At 44.2% G+C, this 16,159-nt stretch carries 12 protein-coding genes; 7 read left to right on the top strand and 5 right to left on the bottom strand.

The window, feature by feature from the left end; translation table 11 throughout:
• Window positions 1-136: 136 nt before the first annotated feature.
• The 5 genes from vsple_RS05100 to vsple_RS05080 form a co-directional block, all read right to left on the bottom strand.
• The gene (locus tag vsple_RS05100; RefSeq protein ID WP_255231027.1) at window positions 137-814 is read right to left on the bottom strand and encodes an ABC transporter permease; all 678 of its coding nucleotides are present in this window, start codon (window positions 812-814) and stop codon (window positions 137-139) included.
• A gap of 2 nt (window positions 815-816) precedes the next feature.
• Window positions 817-1,557, bottom strand: a complete 741-nt coding sequence (locus vsple_RS05095) for an ABC transporter permease (protein WP_255231028.1) — start codon at window positions 1,555-1,557, stop codon at window positions 817-819.
• Between the two features lie 77 nt (window positions 1,558-1,634).
• Window positions 1,635-2,405, bottom strand: a complete 771-nt coding sequence (locus vsple_RS05090) for an ABC transporter substrate-binding protein (RefSeq protein WP_261882853.1) — start codon at window positions 2,403-2,405, stop codon at window positions 1,635-1,637.
• Between the two features lie 107 nt (window positions 2,406-2,512).
• Window positions 2,513-3,283, bottom strand: coding sequence for an ABC transporter ATP-binding protein (locus vsple_RS05085; protein WP_032549478.1), 771 nt, complete (start codon window positions 3,281-3,283; stop codon window positions 2,513-2,515).
• Window positions 3,284-3,513: 230 nt separating this feature from the next.
• Entirely contained in the window at window positions 3,514-4,986 is a 1,473-nt protein-coding gene (locus tag vsple_RS05080; protein WP_261882852.1) for a flagellar sheath protein A, read from the bottom strand.
• 440 nt (window positions 4,987-5,426) lie between these two features.
• On the opposite strand from vsple_RS05080, the gene vsple_RS05075 reads away from it, so the two are divergent.
• From vsple_RS05075 to vsple_RS05045, 7 genes are all read left to right on the top strand, one after another.
• Window positions 5,427-6,968, top strand: a complete 1,542-nt coding sequence (locus vsple_RS05075) for a DUF3360 family protein (protein WP_255231031.1) — start codon at window positions 5,427-5,429, stop codon at window positions 6,966-6,968.
• A 342-nt stretch (window positions 6,969-7,310) separates the two neighbouring features.
• Window positions 7,311-9,587: a formate C-acetyltransferase gene (gene pflB, locus vsple_RS05070; RefSeq protein WP_261882851.1), complete on the top strand. Its 2,277-nt coding sequence runs from the start codon at window positions 7,311-7,313 to the stop codon at window positions 9,585-9,587.
• A gap of 201 nt (window positions 9,588-9,788) precedes the next feature.
• Window positions 9,789-10,790, top strand: coding sequence for a lipid A deacylase LpxR family protein (locus vsple_RS05065; protein ID WP_261882850.1), 1,002 nt, complete (start codon window positions 9,789-9,791; stop codon window positions 10,788-10,790).
• A 163-nt stretch (window positions 10,791-10,953) separates the two neighbouring features.
• Complete coding sequence (gene pflA, locus vsple_RS05060; RefSeq protein ID WP_255231034.1) at window positions 10,954-11,694, top strand: pyruvate formate lyase 1-activating protein; 741 nt, start codon at window positions 10,954-10,956, stop codon at window positions 11,692-11,694.
• Window positions 11,695-11,932: 238 nt separating this feature from the next.
• Window positions 11,933-12,433 carry a YfbU family protein gene (locus vsple_RS05055; RefSeq protein ID WP_261882849.1) on the top strand — a complete coding sequence of 167 codons (501 nt, stop codon included), beginning with the start codon at window positions 11,933-11,935 and terminating at the stop codon, window positions 12,431-12,433.
• A gap of 431 nt (window positions 12,434-12,864) precedes the next feature.
• Window positions 12,865-14,799, top strand: coding sequence for a PrkA family serine protein kinase (locus vsple_RS05050; RefSeq protein WP_255231036.1), 1,935 nt, complete (start codon window positions 12,865-12,867; stop codon window positions 14,797-14,799).
• Between the two features lie 86 nt (window positions 14,800-14,885).
• Window positions 14,886-16,157, top strand: a complete 1,272-nt coding sequence (locus vsple_RS05045; RefSeq protein ID WP_255231037.1) for a YeaH/YhbH family protein — start codon at window positions 14,886-14,888, stop codon at window positions 16,155-16,157.
• Window positions 16,158-16,159: the final 2 nt, after the last annotated feature.

Here is a 16,159-nt window from a genome sequence, read left to right as displayed (position 1 = left end):
CGATCTGGTCAAATCAATTTATAAACTCAATACCAAGGTGAGATCTGAACCAAGTTAACGATTTTAGATAAATCGCGATAAAGCCTAAAAACGAGTGAACAACAAAATAGAAACGGCGCTAAAAAGCGCCGTTTCGTTAACTAAGTGGTCTTAGGTAAGCCAAGAATCGTTTCTCAGCATGTTTAAATAGAGCGATGATGATAAACGTTAGCGCCATATAGAAAAGACCTGCGGTGAGGAAAGATTCAAATGGTGCATAGTAACGTGAGTTAACCAGACGCGCTGCACCGGTTAGATCCATAATCGTTACAATACCTGCAACCGCTGAACCGTGAAGCATGAAGATGACTTCGTTACTGTATGCTGGTAGTGCTCGACGTAGAGCGCTTGGTAAAATAATGCGGCGGTAAGTTTTCGATGTGCTCATGCCATACGCTTTCGCAGCTTCAACTTCACCTTTCGGCAAACCATTAATCGCACCTCGGATAATCTCTGCGGTGTAAGCCGAGGTGTTTAGAATGAATGCAACCAAAGCACAGAACCAGGCGTTCTCCCATAATGTGTCTTTTACAGGGAAGAATTGGTCCATACCGTAATAGATAAGATACAGTTGAACCAAGAGTGGCGTGCCACGGAAAAAGTAGATAAATGACCACGCTGGCCCATTAATCAGCATGTTATGGCTGTTGCGCGCTATCGCCAGTGGGATAGCCACAAAAAGACCGATAATTAGCGCGACTAATACCATCCACGCCGTTGTCCAAAGACCGCTCAGGTAAATTGGAAAACTTTCGACAATCAATGAAAAGTCCATAGTTACCTCGCGTGAATACTAAATTTACGTTCAACGAGCTTTAATAAGCCGGTTGAAACACTGGTAAAGAATAAGAAAATCAGTGCGACTGCCATGTAAAAAGTAAATGGCATCTTCGTTGAACCTGCCGCTAGTGCGCTGACTCGTACCATATCTTCTAGACCAATAATCGACACTAGAGCGGTTGTTTTGAGCAATACAAGCCAGTTGTTGCCAAAGCCCGGCAATGCGTGTCGAATCATCTGAGGAAGCAGTATGCGGTAAAATGCCTTAACAGGGCTCATACCGTAAGCTTTTGCTGCTTCCATCTCTCCAGAATCAACCGCCATGATCGCGCCGCGGAACGTTTCGGCCATATAAGCGCCAAAAATGAATCCAATGGTCAGCACACCGGCAATAAACGGGCTAACATCAATATAATCAGGTAGGTATGACGTCCATTCATGGTTCGGGTCGCTAGAAGTGAACCACTCATTGAGCCACTCATTGATGGAATACAAACTGTTGTTTAAAAGGATCTGTCCACCAAAGAAGATCAACATCATCAATACCAGGTCTGGAATGCCGCGAATAATGGTGGTGTAAAGTGTGGCAATGGCTCTTGCCCATCGATAAGGTGCTAATTTTGCTAATGCGCCTAACATCCCCAGCACCATAGCTAGAAATAGCGAAAGCAACGCAACTTGAATTGTGAGTACAGCTCCATTAAGTATCGAAGCTTCATACCCTTGTAAATCAAACATAATGAATTCCAACAGAACAGCGAAAAAGTTGGGAGAGATAGGGAGAGGTGCGCTCTCCCTAGAGTCTTCTCAGGATATTACTGACCGTATACGTCGTAGTTGAAGTATTTAGCTGCGATATCTTGGTAGATACCCTTTTCACGTAGCGAGATGATCGCTTCGTCAATTTTCTTAGTTAGGTCTTTGTCTTGCTTACGTACCGCAATACCGAAGCCGTCACCGAACCATTTTGGATCAGTAAGTGATGGACCAACAAACTCGTACGCTTCACCGCCCGCTTTGTTTAGAACACCTTCTTCAAGTGCTGACGCATCACCTAGTACCGCTGCAACACGGCCGTTTGCTAGGTCAAGGTAAGCTTCGTCGAAAGAGCCGTAACGAACAATTTCTACCGTGTCACCGTAGTTATCAGTTAAGTACTTGTCATGCGTCGTTGCACGTTGTACCGCAATTTTTTGACCGCTTAGATCGTCAAAGTTAAGACCAGCGCCTTTTTTCGCGATGAATTTGTTTGGAATCAGAGCGTATTTACCTGTGAAATCTACTTTCTTCTTACGCTCTTCAGTGATAGACATTGCCGCAATGATCGCATCATATTTACGAGCAAGTAGAGAAGGAATAATACCATCCCAGTCTTGAGCGACGATCTTACATTTCACTTGCATCTCAGTACAAAGCGCGTTTGCCATGTCCACGTCAAAGCCTTTTAAAGAGCCGTCAGCTTCAGTCCAGCTAAATGGAGGGTAAGCACCTTCAATACCAAAACGAACTGTTTTCCACTCTTTTGCTTGAGCTACGCCAGTTGCTGCAGTTGCAGCAAGTGCTGCTACCAGTAACCACTTTTTCATATCCCTACTCCTGTGATTTAGATATTTTCAATGTTGTGTTTATAGTTTGGTTGTTGTGTTCATTACTTAGCACCGCCTCATACCTTGATAGCGATACTGGTAATACGTTAATAAATTGATGAGATAAACTGTTGTAAGCGTTCAGACTCAGGATTAGTAAAGAGTTTAGCTGGATCGCCCTGCTCTTCCACTAGACCTTGGTGCAGAAACATCACATGATTAGAAACATCACGCGCAAACGCCATTTCGTGCGTCACCACCAGCATGGTTCGACCTTCTTCAGCCAAATCACGCATAACACCCAGTACTTCACCCACAAGCTCAGGGTCAAGTGCCGATGTTGGTTCATCAAAAAGCATTACTTCAGGATCAACAGCCAGTGCTCTCGCGATAGCGGCACGCTGTTGTTGACCACCAGAAAGGTGACCAGGGTAGTAATCTTTACGCTCGTACAGTCCCACTTTCTTAAGCAGCATCTCCGCGTTTTCAATCGCTTGTGCTTTAGGTACACCCAGTACGTGTACAGGTGCTTCAATAACATTCTCAAGAACTGTTAAGTGAGACCACAGATTGAAGCCTTGAAAAACCATCGCCAAGCGAGAACGGATTCGCTGAACTTGTTTTTCATTGGCAGGAACGGATTCACCAAGGCGGTTGTTCTTCATTTGGATAAGTTCACCGTTTACCCAAATTTCACCGGCGGTTGGTGTTTCTAGAAGGTTGATACAGCGAAGAAAGGTACTCTTGCCAGAGCCAGAGGAACCGATGATTGAAACCACGTCCCCTTTGTGTGCAGAAAGCGAAATTCCTTTTAAAACTTCATTTTGACCAAACGTTTTGTGTAAGTCCTTTATATCCAGCGCTGGTACATCTTTCATGCGCTTTCTCTCCCAAGTTTGTGTAAATGCAAGGTACTCCGACCTTTTCATGCGATACAAACTAGCACCCAACGCAGCAACATGCAACAAATTATTAACCTATCATTTTGGAATAAATAGCACTTCACTCTGATTTATTATGCACTAGGTAGCGTTTTCCTCTCAATTCGATGAATAGTAGTTATAAAAAAGCCCCGATTAACGGGGCTTTTATGTTTTATTTTTGTTAACTAGGTATCATCACGACTTAACTTCAACGTTTCTTGCTGAGAGCGTTTTATTTGGTTATCTCTTACTTCTTTTGAAGTAAAGAGCATACCCATGACATCTTGAGAGGTGTCAACGCCAGAGCCGTTACGGAAGTCCATTACAAATTCGTGTAGCAGAATTGAAGACTCTTCTTTGGTGAATAAATAAGATTGAGAAACACTAGAATTTTGCGATACCAATAAATCGTCGGCTATTGCAGATGGTACACTCGACATGTCAATCGTAGGTACTTGTACCGCAGAGTCTATATTTGAGTAAATCGTGTGCCTCATTACATATGGAGTAGAGCCATTCGTCGCTCCTTGTTGAAAACTAACTCGCTGAAAACCAGTCTCCGACCCCAAGCCTAAACTTGTACTTAAGTCAATTTGCTGAGCGCCCATTGTAGGTTTTGAGTCATTAGTATTTGAAAGCGTGAACAAAGAGGTGTCATCTACAACAAGATCCCAATTTTCTGATACCGATGCACCATACTCTGCAGACCAGTTTGCTGTATTGATTGTACCTTCTACGCCAAAGGTCCATACATCGCCATTACTTAAATTAGTTGGGTGATAGAATGACGCGCTACGATTAATGTCAACTAAATCATAATTAAACCCACCAAACACAACGTCAATGGAAATGTCAGTGAAATTAATAAGGCTGCTTGAAACATCAGGCGTGCTCGATGTGCCTGCAAATATCATTTGATTATCAGGCCAAGAATCAAAGCCATACTGGAACAACTCGCTTCTATCTGCGGTACGATACTGTGAAACCATAGTTTTCTCAGGAGAAACAGACTTAAGTACATTAGCTCCGGTTAACTGAGGGTTTGTGCTGGTTTGCGTCTCTATCTGTGAATCAAAATAGTAAGTAACGTTAGGGTTACCCACGCTATCACTAGCGTTTAAGTATCGTAACTCAGATAAAGTAACTTCTTGGTCATTTGATCCTGAATTAGAAATACATTGGGTGTTTGCCACAGACTGTTCAACTGAAAGGTAAGCAGACTTAAGCTCTTGGTCAGCTTCTAGCGCATCACGGCTAAAGGTAATAGCATTGATAATGGTTCCATTAGCTTCTTGTAAGGTAAACGCGCCTCCGTCGGGAACATTTTCTAAAACCATTTCCACAACACCATTTGATGCTTCAATCAAGCTACCATCTATGTTGCCGTTTGTATCAGAGTACGAGCCAACGATACGATCGTCCAAAGCACTACCTATACTATGATATGTAAGAACCTTCGGCGTTCCATTGTCATCAAACTCCCTATAAATAGTACAGCTGCCTACATTGGTAGCATCAACCACAACCGGTGTTACAAAAGTAAATTGATACTTAGTTTGTACAGGGCCGCCACCACCGCCGCCGCCGCCTCCGCCGCCACAGCCAACAAGTAGTCCTGAGATAATTGCCGCTAGCGGCAAGATTTGGGTCTTTTTCATCTATTTACATCCTGTTTGTGGCAACAGCGCGCCAAAATTTAGTCTCTGCGGATGATATAGCAAAAAGCACGCCAAGCATTATAGGGCTTAACTGTTTTTCTAAGAGAAATGTGATGGGGTGAGATAAACGTCAAGATATGAAAACAAATTACACGTTTTTTTAAAGATTACTTATTGAGCATAGTCATTTTGTAGCTTTCTTTCACATAAACTCATAAAGTGATCAAGATCAATCACCCTAAAGGGTAAGCTTGTTAGACTCCTCGACACACAATAAGGCATATAAAAATGCCAAATGTTTCTTTTAACTTAGCTGCATAAGGCACGCGAAAACCGTGCAACATTGTGTTAATGAGTTATAAACAAAAGAGATGACGCAGTTTTGCGCATTTATAGAATTCATTTTTAGAATTACTACCAAATAAAAATATGAGGAATCTATGTCAGACGTTGTCAACAATGCGAACTCTGAAGTAGAAGAAAAGAGCTATCAAGAGCTACACCGCCCTGCTTCTGAATTCGAAAGCCGCTCCGACTATCTAGATCACGAGCTGCAAATCATGAAGCCTCGCCGCTTCGGCCTTAACCTTCCTGGTCGAGACTTCCGTTTTGAGCTTGAAGACCTTGTGCCGGCACTTGCTGGTACTATCGGCATCATCGCGATGTACTCTGCGGTTATGATGTCTTGGGCTGAAGGTCTGACGCAAGCTTGGGATCACGTGAACCTAGGTAAAGACTTCGCTATCGAAGTTGCTCGTGTAGAGATGCTTATTCCAGCACTGCTCTTCTGTATTCTTGCCTCTGGTTTCTTCAACCCGAAAGCAAACCTTGCCGGTAACCACGGCCCAATGATCCCACTTATCGGTACCATCGCTCTTGCAGGTGCTCACCCTCTTGCATTGGCTATCCTTATTGGTGTGTTTGGTTTAATCCTGAGTCTGCTCAAAGGTGGCTCTAAACTGGTTAACCTCACTTCCGAAGGTACTGCTGGCGGCTTACTTATTTTCCTTGGTCTAACGGGAACGATGAGTCAGATCAACTCGATCCAAGCGTGGGCTGTGGGCCTTGAGTCTGACACGGTTGCTGCTGGTAGCATGGGTTATATCGGACTTGTTGTACTTGCGGTTACCATCGGCTTATATGCTTTCCTTGCTAAAGTGAACAAGCGTTGGTTAGCGATTCCTGTCTGTGCTTTCACTGGTCTAGCGATTGCGCTAGTACTTGGTGCGGGATTCGACATTAAATTCGTGACGGAAACCGGTCTTCCAAACCTAAACCCAGTTTACTGGTGGGGTTCTACTGAAGAAGGTTGGATGCTGGGTCTTCCAAACTTGGAACACTTCATTGCATCTCTACCATTCGCAATCCTTGCAGTAGCAATGTGGTCACCAGATTTCCTAGGTCACCGTATCTTCCAAGAGCTGAACTACCCTAAAAAATCTGAAAAAGTACTCATGGATGTGGATGACACAATGACAATGTGTTCAGTTCGTCAAATGGTTGGTACAGCAGTAGGTGGTGGTAACATCACTTCATCTTGGGGTACTTACATGATCCCAGCTGCGATCGCTAAACGTCCTATTCCGGGCGGTGCAATCCTACTTGGTTCTCTATGTATCATCGTTGCGATTCTTGGCTTCCCAATGGACGTTGCAGTATGGCCTCCAGTGATGCGTGTTGCGCTTCTAGTTGGTGTATCTCTTCCTCTACTTGAAGCTGGTATGCAGATGGTTAAAGACAGCAAAGACTCACAAGCAGCGGGTATCTGTATCTTCGGTTCGGCGGTAGTTAACCCAGTACTAGCTTGGGCTCTAACTATGCTGCTAGATAATAACGGTCTGATTGGTGACAAAGAGCGTCCTAAGCGTCTATCTTTTGTAGACAAGATTGTTATTCCAGTAAGCGTTCTTGTTATCTGTCTTGTTGCAATGCTTGCAGTAGGTATGCTTGAAGGTCAATATGGCATTAAAGCTTGGCTATAAATTGGTCTGGATACTCTGACCAAACGTATCTAGTCATCACAACTAGATTCAAATAAACAGAGTAAACTCAAAAAAAGTTTGGGTGATGAAAGTCATCACCCCTTTTTTCTCAACTTTTTTTAGCATTTATTGATTTAGTTTAAGGTTTGCAGATTTTTTTTAGCGTAGTCTTGAATACATAGAGACGAGACAAGATTTGAAAGGTAGTGACAATATATATAATCATATGAACCTGATGTGATAATACATATTGTTATTAATAAGAGTGTACTACCCTATACAGGGGCGCTGGCTCAACAGCGTTAAAGTACGTGTTTTTTCTACTAAAAAGGTAGGTATGTCATGGCAGAGCAATTTGCTAAAGCTTGGGAAGGTTTTGCTGCAGGTGAGTGGCAAAATGAAGTAAACGTTCGTGATTTCATTCAAAAGAACTACGCGCCGTATGAAGGCGACGAATCTTTCCTAGTTTCTGAAGGTACTGAGGCAACTAACAAGCTTTGGGCTTCGGTAATGGAAGGTATCAAACAGGAAAACGCAACTAAGGCACCTGTAGAATTCGATACTTCTGTTATCTCTACCATCACTTCTCACGATGCTGGTTACATTGAGAAAGACCTAGAAACCATCGTTGGTCTTCAAACTGAGAAGCCACTTAAGCGTGCTATCATCCCTAACGGCGGTATCCGCATGGTTGAGGGTTCTTGTAAAGCATACGGTGAGACTCTTGATCCAGCTATTTCAAAAATCTACTCTGAATACCGTAAAACACACAACGCAGGTGTTTTCGATATCTACACGCCTGACATCCTAAAATGTCGTAAGTCTGGTGTTCTAACTGGTCTTCCAGATGCATACGGTCGTGGTCGTATCATCGGTGACTACCGTCGTGTAGCTCTATACGGTATCGACTTCCTAATGAAAGACAAGCAAGCTCAGTTTGCTTCTCTTCAAGAGCAATTCGAAAGCGGCGAAAACCTAGCTGAAACAATGCAACTTCGCGAAGAGATCTCTGAGCAACACCGCGCTCTAGGTCAAATCAAAGAGATGGCTGCTAAATACGGCTTCGATATCTCTGAGCCAGCTCAAACAGCTCAAGAAGCTATCCAGTGGACATACTTCGGCTACCTAGCGGCTGTTAAGTCTCAAAACGGTGCTGCAATGTCTCTAGGTCGTACTTCGACTTTCCTAGACATCTTCATCGAGCGTGATATCGCTGCAGGCAAGATCACTGAAGTTGAAGCTCAAGAGATGATCGACCACTTCGTAATGAAACTACGTATGGTTCGTTTCCTACGTACTCCTGAGTACGATGAGCTATTCTCTGGTGACCCAATCTGGGCTACTGAGTCTATGGGTGGTATGGGTATGGACGGCCGTACGCTAGTAACACGTACTAACTTCCGTTTCCTAAACTCGCTATACACAATGGGTCCTTCTCCAGAGCCAAACATCACTGTTCTTTGGTCTGAGCAACTACCTGACGGCTTCAAGCGTTTCTGTGCGAAGGTATCTATCGATACTTCTTCTATCCAGTACGAAAATGATGACCTAATGCGTCCTGACCTAGAGTCTGATGATTACGCTATCGCTTGTTGTGTATCTCCAATGATCGTTGGTAAGCAAATGCAGTTCTTCGGTGCTCGTGCTAACCTTGCGAAAACAATGCTTTACGCAATCAACGGCGGTGTAGATGAGAAGCTTAAACTTCAAGTAGGTCCTGTTTCTGACAAGATCACTGACGAAGTTCTTAACTACGATGACGTAATGGGTCGCCTAGACACATTCATGGACTGGCTAGCTAAGCAGTACGTGACTGCACTAAACAGCATCCACTACATGCACGACAAGTACAGCTACGAAGCGTCTCTAATGGCTCTTCACGACCGTGACGTTCGTCGTACTATGGCTTGTGGTATCGCAGGTCTATCTGTTGCGGCTGACTCTCTATCTGCAATTAAGTTTGCTAAAGTTAAGCCAATCCGCGACGAAGACGGCATTGCTATCGATTTCGAAATCGAAGGCGATTACCCTAAATACGGTAACAACGACGCTCGTGTAGATGATATCGCTTGTGAACTCGTTTCTACGTTCATGAACAAGATCCGTAAGCTTAAGACTTACCGTAACTCTATCCCTACACAGTCAGTGCTTACTATCACGTCTAACGTTGTATACGGTAAGAAGACTGGTAACACTCCAGACGGTCGTCGTGCTGGTGCTCCTTTCGCTCCTGGTGCTAACCCAATGCACGGTCGTGATGAGAAAGGTGCTGTAGCGTCACTAACGTCTGTAGGTAAACTACCGTTTGCTGATGCACAAGATGGTATCTCTTACACGTTCTCTATCGTACCTAACGCTCTTGGTAAAGACGTTGAAGGTCAGAAAGCGAACCTTGCAGGCCTAATGGATGGTTACTTCCACCACGAAGCTGGCATTGAAGGTGGTCAACACCTTAACGTGAACGTTCTTAACCGCGATACGCTAGAAGACGCAGTTAAGCACCCTGAGAAATACCCTCAGCTAACAATCCGTGTATCGGGTTACGCTGTTCGCTTCAACTCTCTAACTGCAGAGCAACAAGCTGACGTAATCGCACGTACATTTACTGAGTCTCTATAATCTTATAGCTGACTAAAACAGTAAAAATATTAGCCTCGCCAATGTGCGAGGCTTTTTTATATTTGCAAGATATTTCGTGTACTTGCTCGACAAAATGAAATGTTAAGTTGCGCAAAAACTGTTTTGTTACTTTCACTTTTTTTCCACACCTATTGCCAATTTGCGGTACTATTTCGGTTCGTTACCAAAGAGTACTTTTTAATGAAGCTTGTCCGTTGTTTACCTCTACTTCTATTGTCTTTTTCATCGATTGCCTCAGAACGTTCTACCGTTACTTTCGCTCTCGATAACGACGGCATTTTTGGCGTTGACCAAGACTATACAAACGGCTTGTTTTTAAGCTACACCTCATCGGGAATCACCCCCTACAGCTGGGCCAAACCATTAAGCCTTTCGGCTTGGGGCGCTAGCTCGCTTGATAAATGGGAAATCACCATCGGTCACAAGATGTACACTCCATCGGATATTGAGGTAACAGAGCCGCTGGCTAATGATCGCCCGTATGCTGGTTTTCTCCACTCGGAATTTAATTACATCAGTCTTCATCCACAACAGGCTCAACGATTCAACCTCACTCTGGGTACAACAGGTGAAAGTGCACTTTCGGAACAAGCGCAAAAACTCGTGCACTCCATTACCAAGTCTGACGAACCAAACGGTTGGGAATTTCAAGTTGATGATAAATTCGTCGGCAGTGTTGGTTACCTCAGCCACTTCAATATGATGCGTGCTCGCTCTATTGCAAACACCGATTTCGAAGTATCTAACGTATCGGAAATCAACGTAGGTAACTTTAGAAGCGATGTTTCAACAGGTTTTATGCTGCGCTGGGGTACTGACCTGGGTGGAAACTTTGGTGCCGCCACCATCACTTCAGAAAACCCATTCCGCCCCGGGATGATTGGGGCTTCTAACAGAGGTTGGTTTACCTATGCAGGTATTGAAGGTCGCTACCGCTTCAATGACATTACGATTGAAGGAGACCGCTCCGGTGTTGAAAAATATGCGCTTGAAAATGGCGAGAACCCAGCCATCTATGATGTGACCCTAGAAAATATTCAAGCGACTGCGGTAGCGGGTGTTGCTTGGTACAATCAACATGTGGGTGCAGCACTGTCATTAACCGTGAAAACGCCTGATTACAAAGAGGCTCAAGAGTCCATTTATACAACCGGCGGTGTAACTTTCTTTGCGTTCTTTTAGATAAAAAGTAACGAAATTATTCATTTGCGAAACATAGAGATAAAGGCAACCAACTTCACCGTTGATTGCCTTTATTTTTAGGCGTCCGCAAGGCATTGACCCTATTTTATGTACCGTTTTTGTAATAAAATAACCAACATAAATACTAATACGAGAATAGCTCATGTCTACAACTGGTCGCATTCACTCATTCGAATCTTGTGGTACGGTCGACGGCCCGGGAATCCGCTTTATTGTGTTTCTACAGGGCTGTTTAATGCGCTGTATGTATTGCCATAACCGTGATACTTGGGACACGCATGATGGCAAAGAAGTTACCGTTGAGGAGATCATCAACGAAGCAAAATCGTATCGTCATTTTATGAAAGCCTCCGGTGGTGGTGTGACATGTTCAGGCGGCGAAGCCATGCTTCAACCTGAGTTTGTACGCGACTTCTTCCTAGCGGCGAAAGCGGAAGGTATCCACACTTGTCTCGACACTAATGGCTATATCCGTAAGCACACCGAAGTGATTGATGAAGTTCTCGATGCAGCAGATTTAGTGATGCTCGATCTCAAACATATGCGCGATGAAATTCACCAAGATTTCATTGGTGTCTCTAACAAGCGCACTCTGGATTTCGCACGCTACCTGCATAAAATCGGCAAGACGACTTGGATTCGTTACGTTGTGGTGCCTGGTTACACAGACAACCCTGAAGATGCTCGCCTGTTAGGTGAATTCATTAAAGACATGGACAACATCGAAAAGGTTGAGCTACTGCCGTACCACAAACTTGGCGCGCACAAGTGGGAAGCTCTAGGCATTGAATACCCTCTAGAAGGCGTGAACCCACCAAGCAAAGAGACGATGGATGAGATCGTATCAATACTGAGTGAGTACCACTCAAACGTAAAATACTAATCCGCACATTTCTTTATCAGCGCTTCATTTAATGGGGCGCTTTTTTATCGACGCTTTACTCCCGCACCGGTTGATTGCTTCTATTCATCTCCTCTCATTTTTCGTTACAACTTCTGTTGATCTTTTCAAAAAAGCGTATTAAATCCGTGTTGAGATCATGTTTCGGTAAGTAGAATTGCTGTTACTCTTACTTCAACAAACAAATTACAACATTTAGTTTTTTAGTGAGGTTCCTCCCATGGAAATGACCAATGCTCAGCGTCTAATTCTATCAAATCAATACTACCTAATGTCTCAAATGGATCCTGAGAACTCAGCTAAATACCAACGTCTACAAACGATTGTAGAGCGTGGTTACGAACTACAGATGCGTGAACTGAACAAAGAGTTTGGTTGCCTAACAGAAGCAGAGTGTCGTGAAATTATCGACATCATGGAGATGTACCACGCGATGCAAGAATCAAACAAAATGCTGGCAGATGAAGAGCGCAAAGAAGTGGATCAACGTCGTCTACAGTTCCTAGGTTTTGATATTGCATCTGAAGCACAAATCGTACATTACGTGCGCTTCCTGGTTGACTCAGAAGGTCTTTACCCGCAGTTTGATAAAGCGGATCACCACTTCAACAGCCAGATGCCGATGCTTGATAAGTACCGCCGCATGCTGACGACATGGCGCAACTGTCCTCGCCAATACCACCTATGTGCGACAGAGCTATCTCAAATCTTCAACGCATAATAGATAAGCAAAAATAACAAAGGGTTGCTCGTGAGCAACCCTTTTTCGTTCTGTTCCCGCAAACAAGAAGCGTACTTCGACCAGAAGGCGTCAGCAATAACAACATGTGCCGGGGTTCCCTTTGACTCTATACATACCCCATCTCTATACATATCCCCTTTTCAATACTAGATATCACACGTTTTTATCGATCAAATAGCAAAAACTCATAATTAAAAAACTCTATTTAAAAAGGCTTCGTATAAAACCTAATTGGTTTAAGCATAAACCTAGAGTTCCCAACATTAGCGGACATCACAATTCGGACAAAAATGTAAATAAATGCATAATTGTTAAGCAAAATTGTGTAAGCGGGTCTAGTCTTAAGTTGTGGGGAGTTCGTAATTTCAATCGCTCGTCAGTTTTGACAGGTTAACAAGGGGAATGTGACTATGAGTATTTTCGACCACTATCAATCACGCTATGAAGCAGCCAAGGAAGAAGAGCTGACTCTGCAAGAGTTCCTTGGGCTATGTAAAGACGATAAAAGTGCTTACGCCAACGCTGCTGAGCGCCTGTTACTTGCGATCGGTGAACCAGAAGTCATCGATACCGCACAAGACCCTCAGCTCAGCCGAATTTTCTCTAACCGAGTGATCTCTCGCTATCGAGAGTTTGAAGACTTCTACGGCATGGAAGACGCTATCGAACAGATTGTTTCTTATCTAAAACATGCTGCACAAGGACTCGAAGAGCGTAAACAGATCCTATACCTCCTTGGCCCAGTAGGTGGTGGTAAATCCTCTCTGGCTGAGAAGCTCAAAGCATTGATGCAAAAAGTACCAATTTACGTACTTTGTGCTGACGGGGAGAGAAGTCCAGTCAACGACCACCCATTCTGCCTATTTGATGTTAATGAAGACGGTGACGTGCTGAAGCAAGAGTATGGTATTGAGAAACGTTACCTACGCTCGATCATGTCTCCATGGGCAGCAAAACGTCTGCATGAGTTTGGCGGCGATATTTCCCGCTTTAAAGTGGTAAAAGTGCGCCCTTCAATCCTTGACCAAGTTGCGATTGCTAAAACCGAACCGGGCGATGAGAACAACCAAGACATCTCGTCACTGGTGGGTAAAGTCGATATTCGCAAACTCGAACACTTCTCTCAAGATGACCCTGATGCCTACAGCTACTCGGGTGCACTGTGTAAAGCAAACCAAGGTCTGATGGAGTTTGTAGAGATGTTTAAAGCACCAATAAAAGTGCTACACCCTCTACTAACCGCAACCCAAGAGGGCAACTTTAACGGTACAGAAGGCCTATCAGCACTGCCATTCGACGGTATGATTCTCGCACACTCAAACGAATCTGAGTGGCAGACATTCCGCAACAATAAAAATAACGAAGCCTTCTTAGATCGTGTGTACATCGTAAAAGTCCCTTATTGCCTACGCGTATCTGAAGAGGTGAAAATCTATCAGAAACTGCTTGAGCATAGTGAACTGTCAAAAGCGCCATGTTCACCGAGCACGCTAGAGCTGCTCTCTCAATTCAGTATTTTGTCTCGCCTTAAAGAGCCTGAAAACTCGTCGCTATTCTCGAAAATGCGTGTTTACGATGGCGAAACGCTCAAAGATACCGATCCAAAAGCGAAAAGCTATCAAGAGTATCGTGATTATGCCGGCGTCGATGAAGGTATGTCAGGTCTATCAACTCGTTTCGCCTTTAAGATTCTTTCAAGAGTGTTTAACTTCGACCAAACCGAAGTCGCGGCAAACCCAGTACATCTTTTCTACGTCATTGAACAACAAATCGAGCGTGAACAATTCCCGCAAGAGACCGCAGAAAAGTACCTAGAATTCTTGAAAGGCTACCTAGTACCTCGCTACGTGGAGTTCATTGGCAAAGAGATTCAAACCGCATACTTGGAATCTTACTCTGAGTACGGCCAGAACATCTTTGACCGCTACGTCACTTACGCTGATTTCTGGATTCAAGACCAAGAGTACCGAGATCCTGAAACAGGTCAGCTATTCGACCGAGCTTCACTCAACGCTGAACTTGAGAAAATTGAGAAAACAGCTGGTATTAGTAACCCGAAAGACTTCCGTAATGAAATTGTGAACTTCGTACTTCGTGCGAAAGCGAACAACAATGGTAAGAACCCAGTTTGGACCAGTTACGAGAAACTGCGTACTGTGATTGAGAAGAAAATGTTCTCGAACACCGAAGAGTTACTACCGGTTATATCTTTCAACGCGAAAACATCTTCTGAAGACCAGAAGAAGCACGATGACTTCGTCGCTCGTATGATGGAAAAAGGCTACACCGAGAAACAAGTAAGACTGCTCTCTGAATGGTATCTAAGAGTTCGTAAGTCCTCATAAGCCAAAACGTGTAGAGCTGCCTAATACAGGCAGCTTCACTACTCACAAGAAGTAGGTTCACGACGTAAATTTGAGAGGGAGTTCTTATGGCACAATTTATTGATCGGAGGCTCAATGGTAAGAATAAGAGCGCAGTGAACAGGCAGCGCTTCATTCGACGCCATAAAGAGCAAATCAAAGAGTCGGTAGCAGATGCTGTTAACCGTCGCTCAATCACCAATACCGAAACGGGTGAGGATGTCTCGATCCCGCATAAAGACATCAAAGAGCCAAGCTTCCATCAAGGACAAGGAGGCGTACGCGAGCGCGTTCATCCGGGTAACGACCAATTCATCACTGGCGATAAAATTGAGCGCCCGAAAGGTGGCGGACAAGGCGGAGGTTCAGGACAGGGTGAAGCGAGTCCAGATGGTGAAGGGCAAGACGAATTTATCTTTCAAATCTCGAAAGACGAGTATTTAGATATTCTGTTTGAAGATCTCGAACTGCCGAATCTAGAGAAAAACCAGATAAACAAAATCACCGAGTGGAAGACACACCGCTCTGGTTATCAAACTGCAGGTATTCCATCGAACATTGCGGTGGTTCGCTCGCTGCAACAATCGCTGGCACGAAGAACAGCAATGACAGCAGGTAAACGCCGTGAATTGAACTCATTGATGGAGCAACTCGACAAAGTTCAAATGACAGAGCCGGCTCAGCCTTTCGAAGAGACGCGACTTAAAGAAGAGATCGCCGAACTAAGAAAGAAAATTGAAAGCGTGCCATTCATTGATACGTTTGACCTGCGCTACAAAAACTACGAGAAGCGCCCTATCCCATCTAGCCAAGCGGTTATGTTCTGTTTAATGGATGTGTCAGGCTCAATGGATCAAGCAACAAAAGACATCGCAAAACGCTTCTATGTGTTGCTGTACCTATTCTTGAACCGTACCTATGAGAACGTTGACGTTGTTTTTATTCGCCACCACACACAAGCGAAAGAAGTCGATGAACATGAATTTTTCTACTCACAAGAGACAGGCGGAACGATCGTATCCAGCGCTCTCAAGTTAATGGACGAGATCGTTGCTGAGCGTTATCCGTCAAATGAGTGGAACATATACGCAGCACAAGCATCCGATGGCGATAACTGGGCGGATGATTCCCCTCGCTGCAAAGAGCTGCTTATTAACAAACTACTGCCAACCTGCCAGTACTACTCCTATATAGAAATCACTCGTCGTTCACACCAAACGTTGTGGCATGAGTATGAGAAGTTGGAGGCAAGCTTCGATAACTTCGCCATGAAAAACATAAAAACCGTGGACGATATTTTCCCGGTATTTAGAGAACTGTTCCAGAAAGAGACAGCGTAAGG

Source organism: Vibrio pelagius, assembly GCF_024347575.1.
Lineage (GTDB): Bacteria > Pseudomonadota > Gammaproteobacteria > Enterobacterales > Vibrionaceae > Vibrio > Vibrio pelagius.
This window is presented reverse-complemented; position numbering and strand designations above follow the sequence as displayed.

Coding starts and splice junctions, on each gene's coding strand:
- vsple_RS05100 (WP_255231027.1), bottom strand. CDS start 814: ATGGACTTTTCATTGATTGTCGAAAGTTTTCCAATTTACCTGAGCGGT.
- vsple_RS05095 (WP_255231028.1), bottom strand. CDS start 1,557: ATGTTTGATTTACAAGGGTATGAAGCTTCGATACTTAATGGAGCTGTA.
- vsple_RS05090 (WP_261882853.1), bottom strand. CDS start 2,405: ATGAAAAAGTGGTTACTGGTAGCAGCACTTGCTGCAACTGCAGCAACT.
- vsple_RS05085 (WP_032549478.1), bottom strand. CDS start 3,283: ATGAAAGATGTACCAGCGCTGGATATAAAGGACTTACACAAAACGTTT.
- vsple_RS05080 (WP_261882852.1), bottom strand. CDS start 4,986: ATGAAAAAGACCCAAATCTTGCCGCTAGCGGCAATTATCTCAGGACTA.
- vsple_RS05075 (WP_255231031.1), top strand. CDS start 5,427: ATGTCAGACGTTGTCAACAATGCGAACTCTGAAGTAGAAGAAAAGAGC.
- pflB (WP_261882851.1), top strand. CDS start 7,311: ATGGCAGAGCAATTTGCTAAAGCTTGGGAAGGTTTTGCTGCAGGTGAG.
- vsple_RS05065 (WP_261882850.1), top strand. CDS start 9,789: ATGAAGCTTGTCCGTTGTTTACCTCTACTTCTATTGTCTTTTTCATCG.
- pflA (WP_255231034.1), top strand. CDS start 10,954: ATGTCTACAACTGGTCGCATTCACTCATTCGAATCTTGTGGTACGGTC.
- vsple_RS05055 (WP_261882849.1), top strand. CDS start 11,933: ATGGAAATGACCAATGCTCAGCGTCTAATTCTATCAAATCAATACTAC.
- vsple_RS05050 (WP_255231036.1), top strand. CDS start 12,865: ATGAGTATTTTCGACCACTATCAATCACGCTATGAAGCAGCCAAGGAA.
- vsple_RS05045 (WP_255231037.1), top strand. CDS start 14,886: ATGGCACAATTTATTGATCGGAGGCTCAATGGTAAGAATAAGAGCGCA.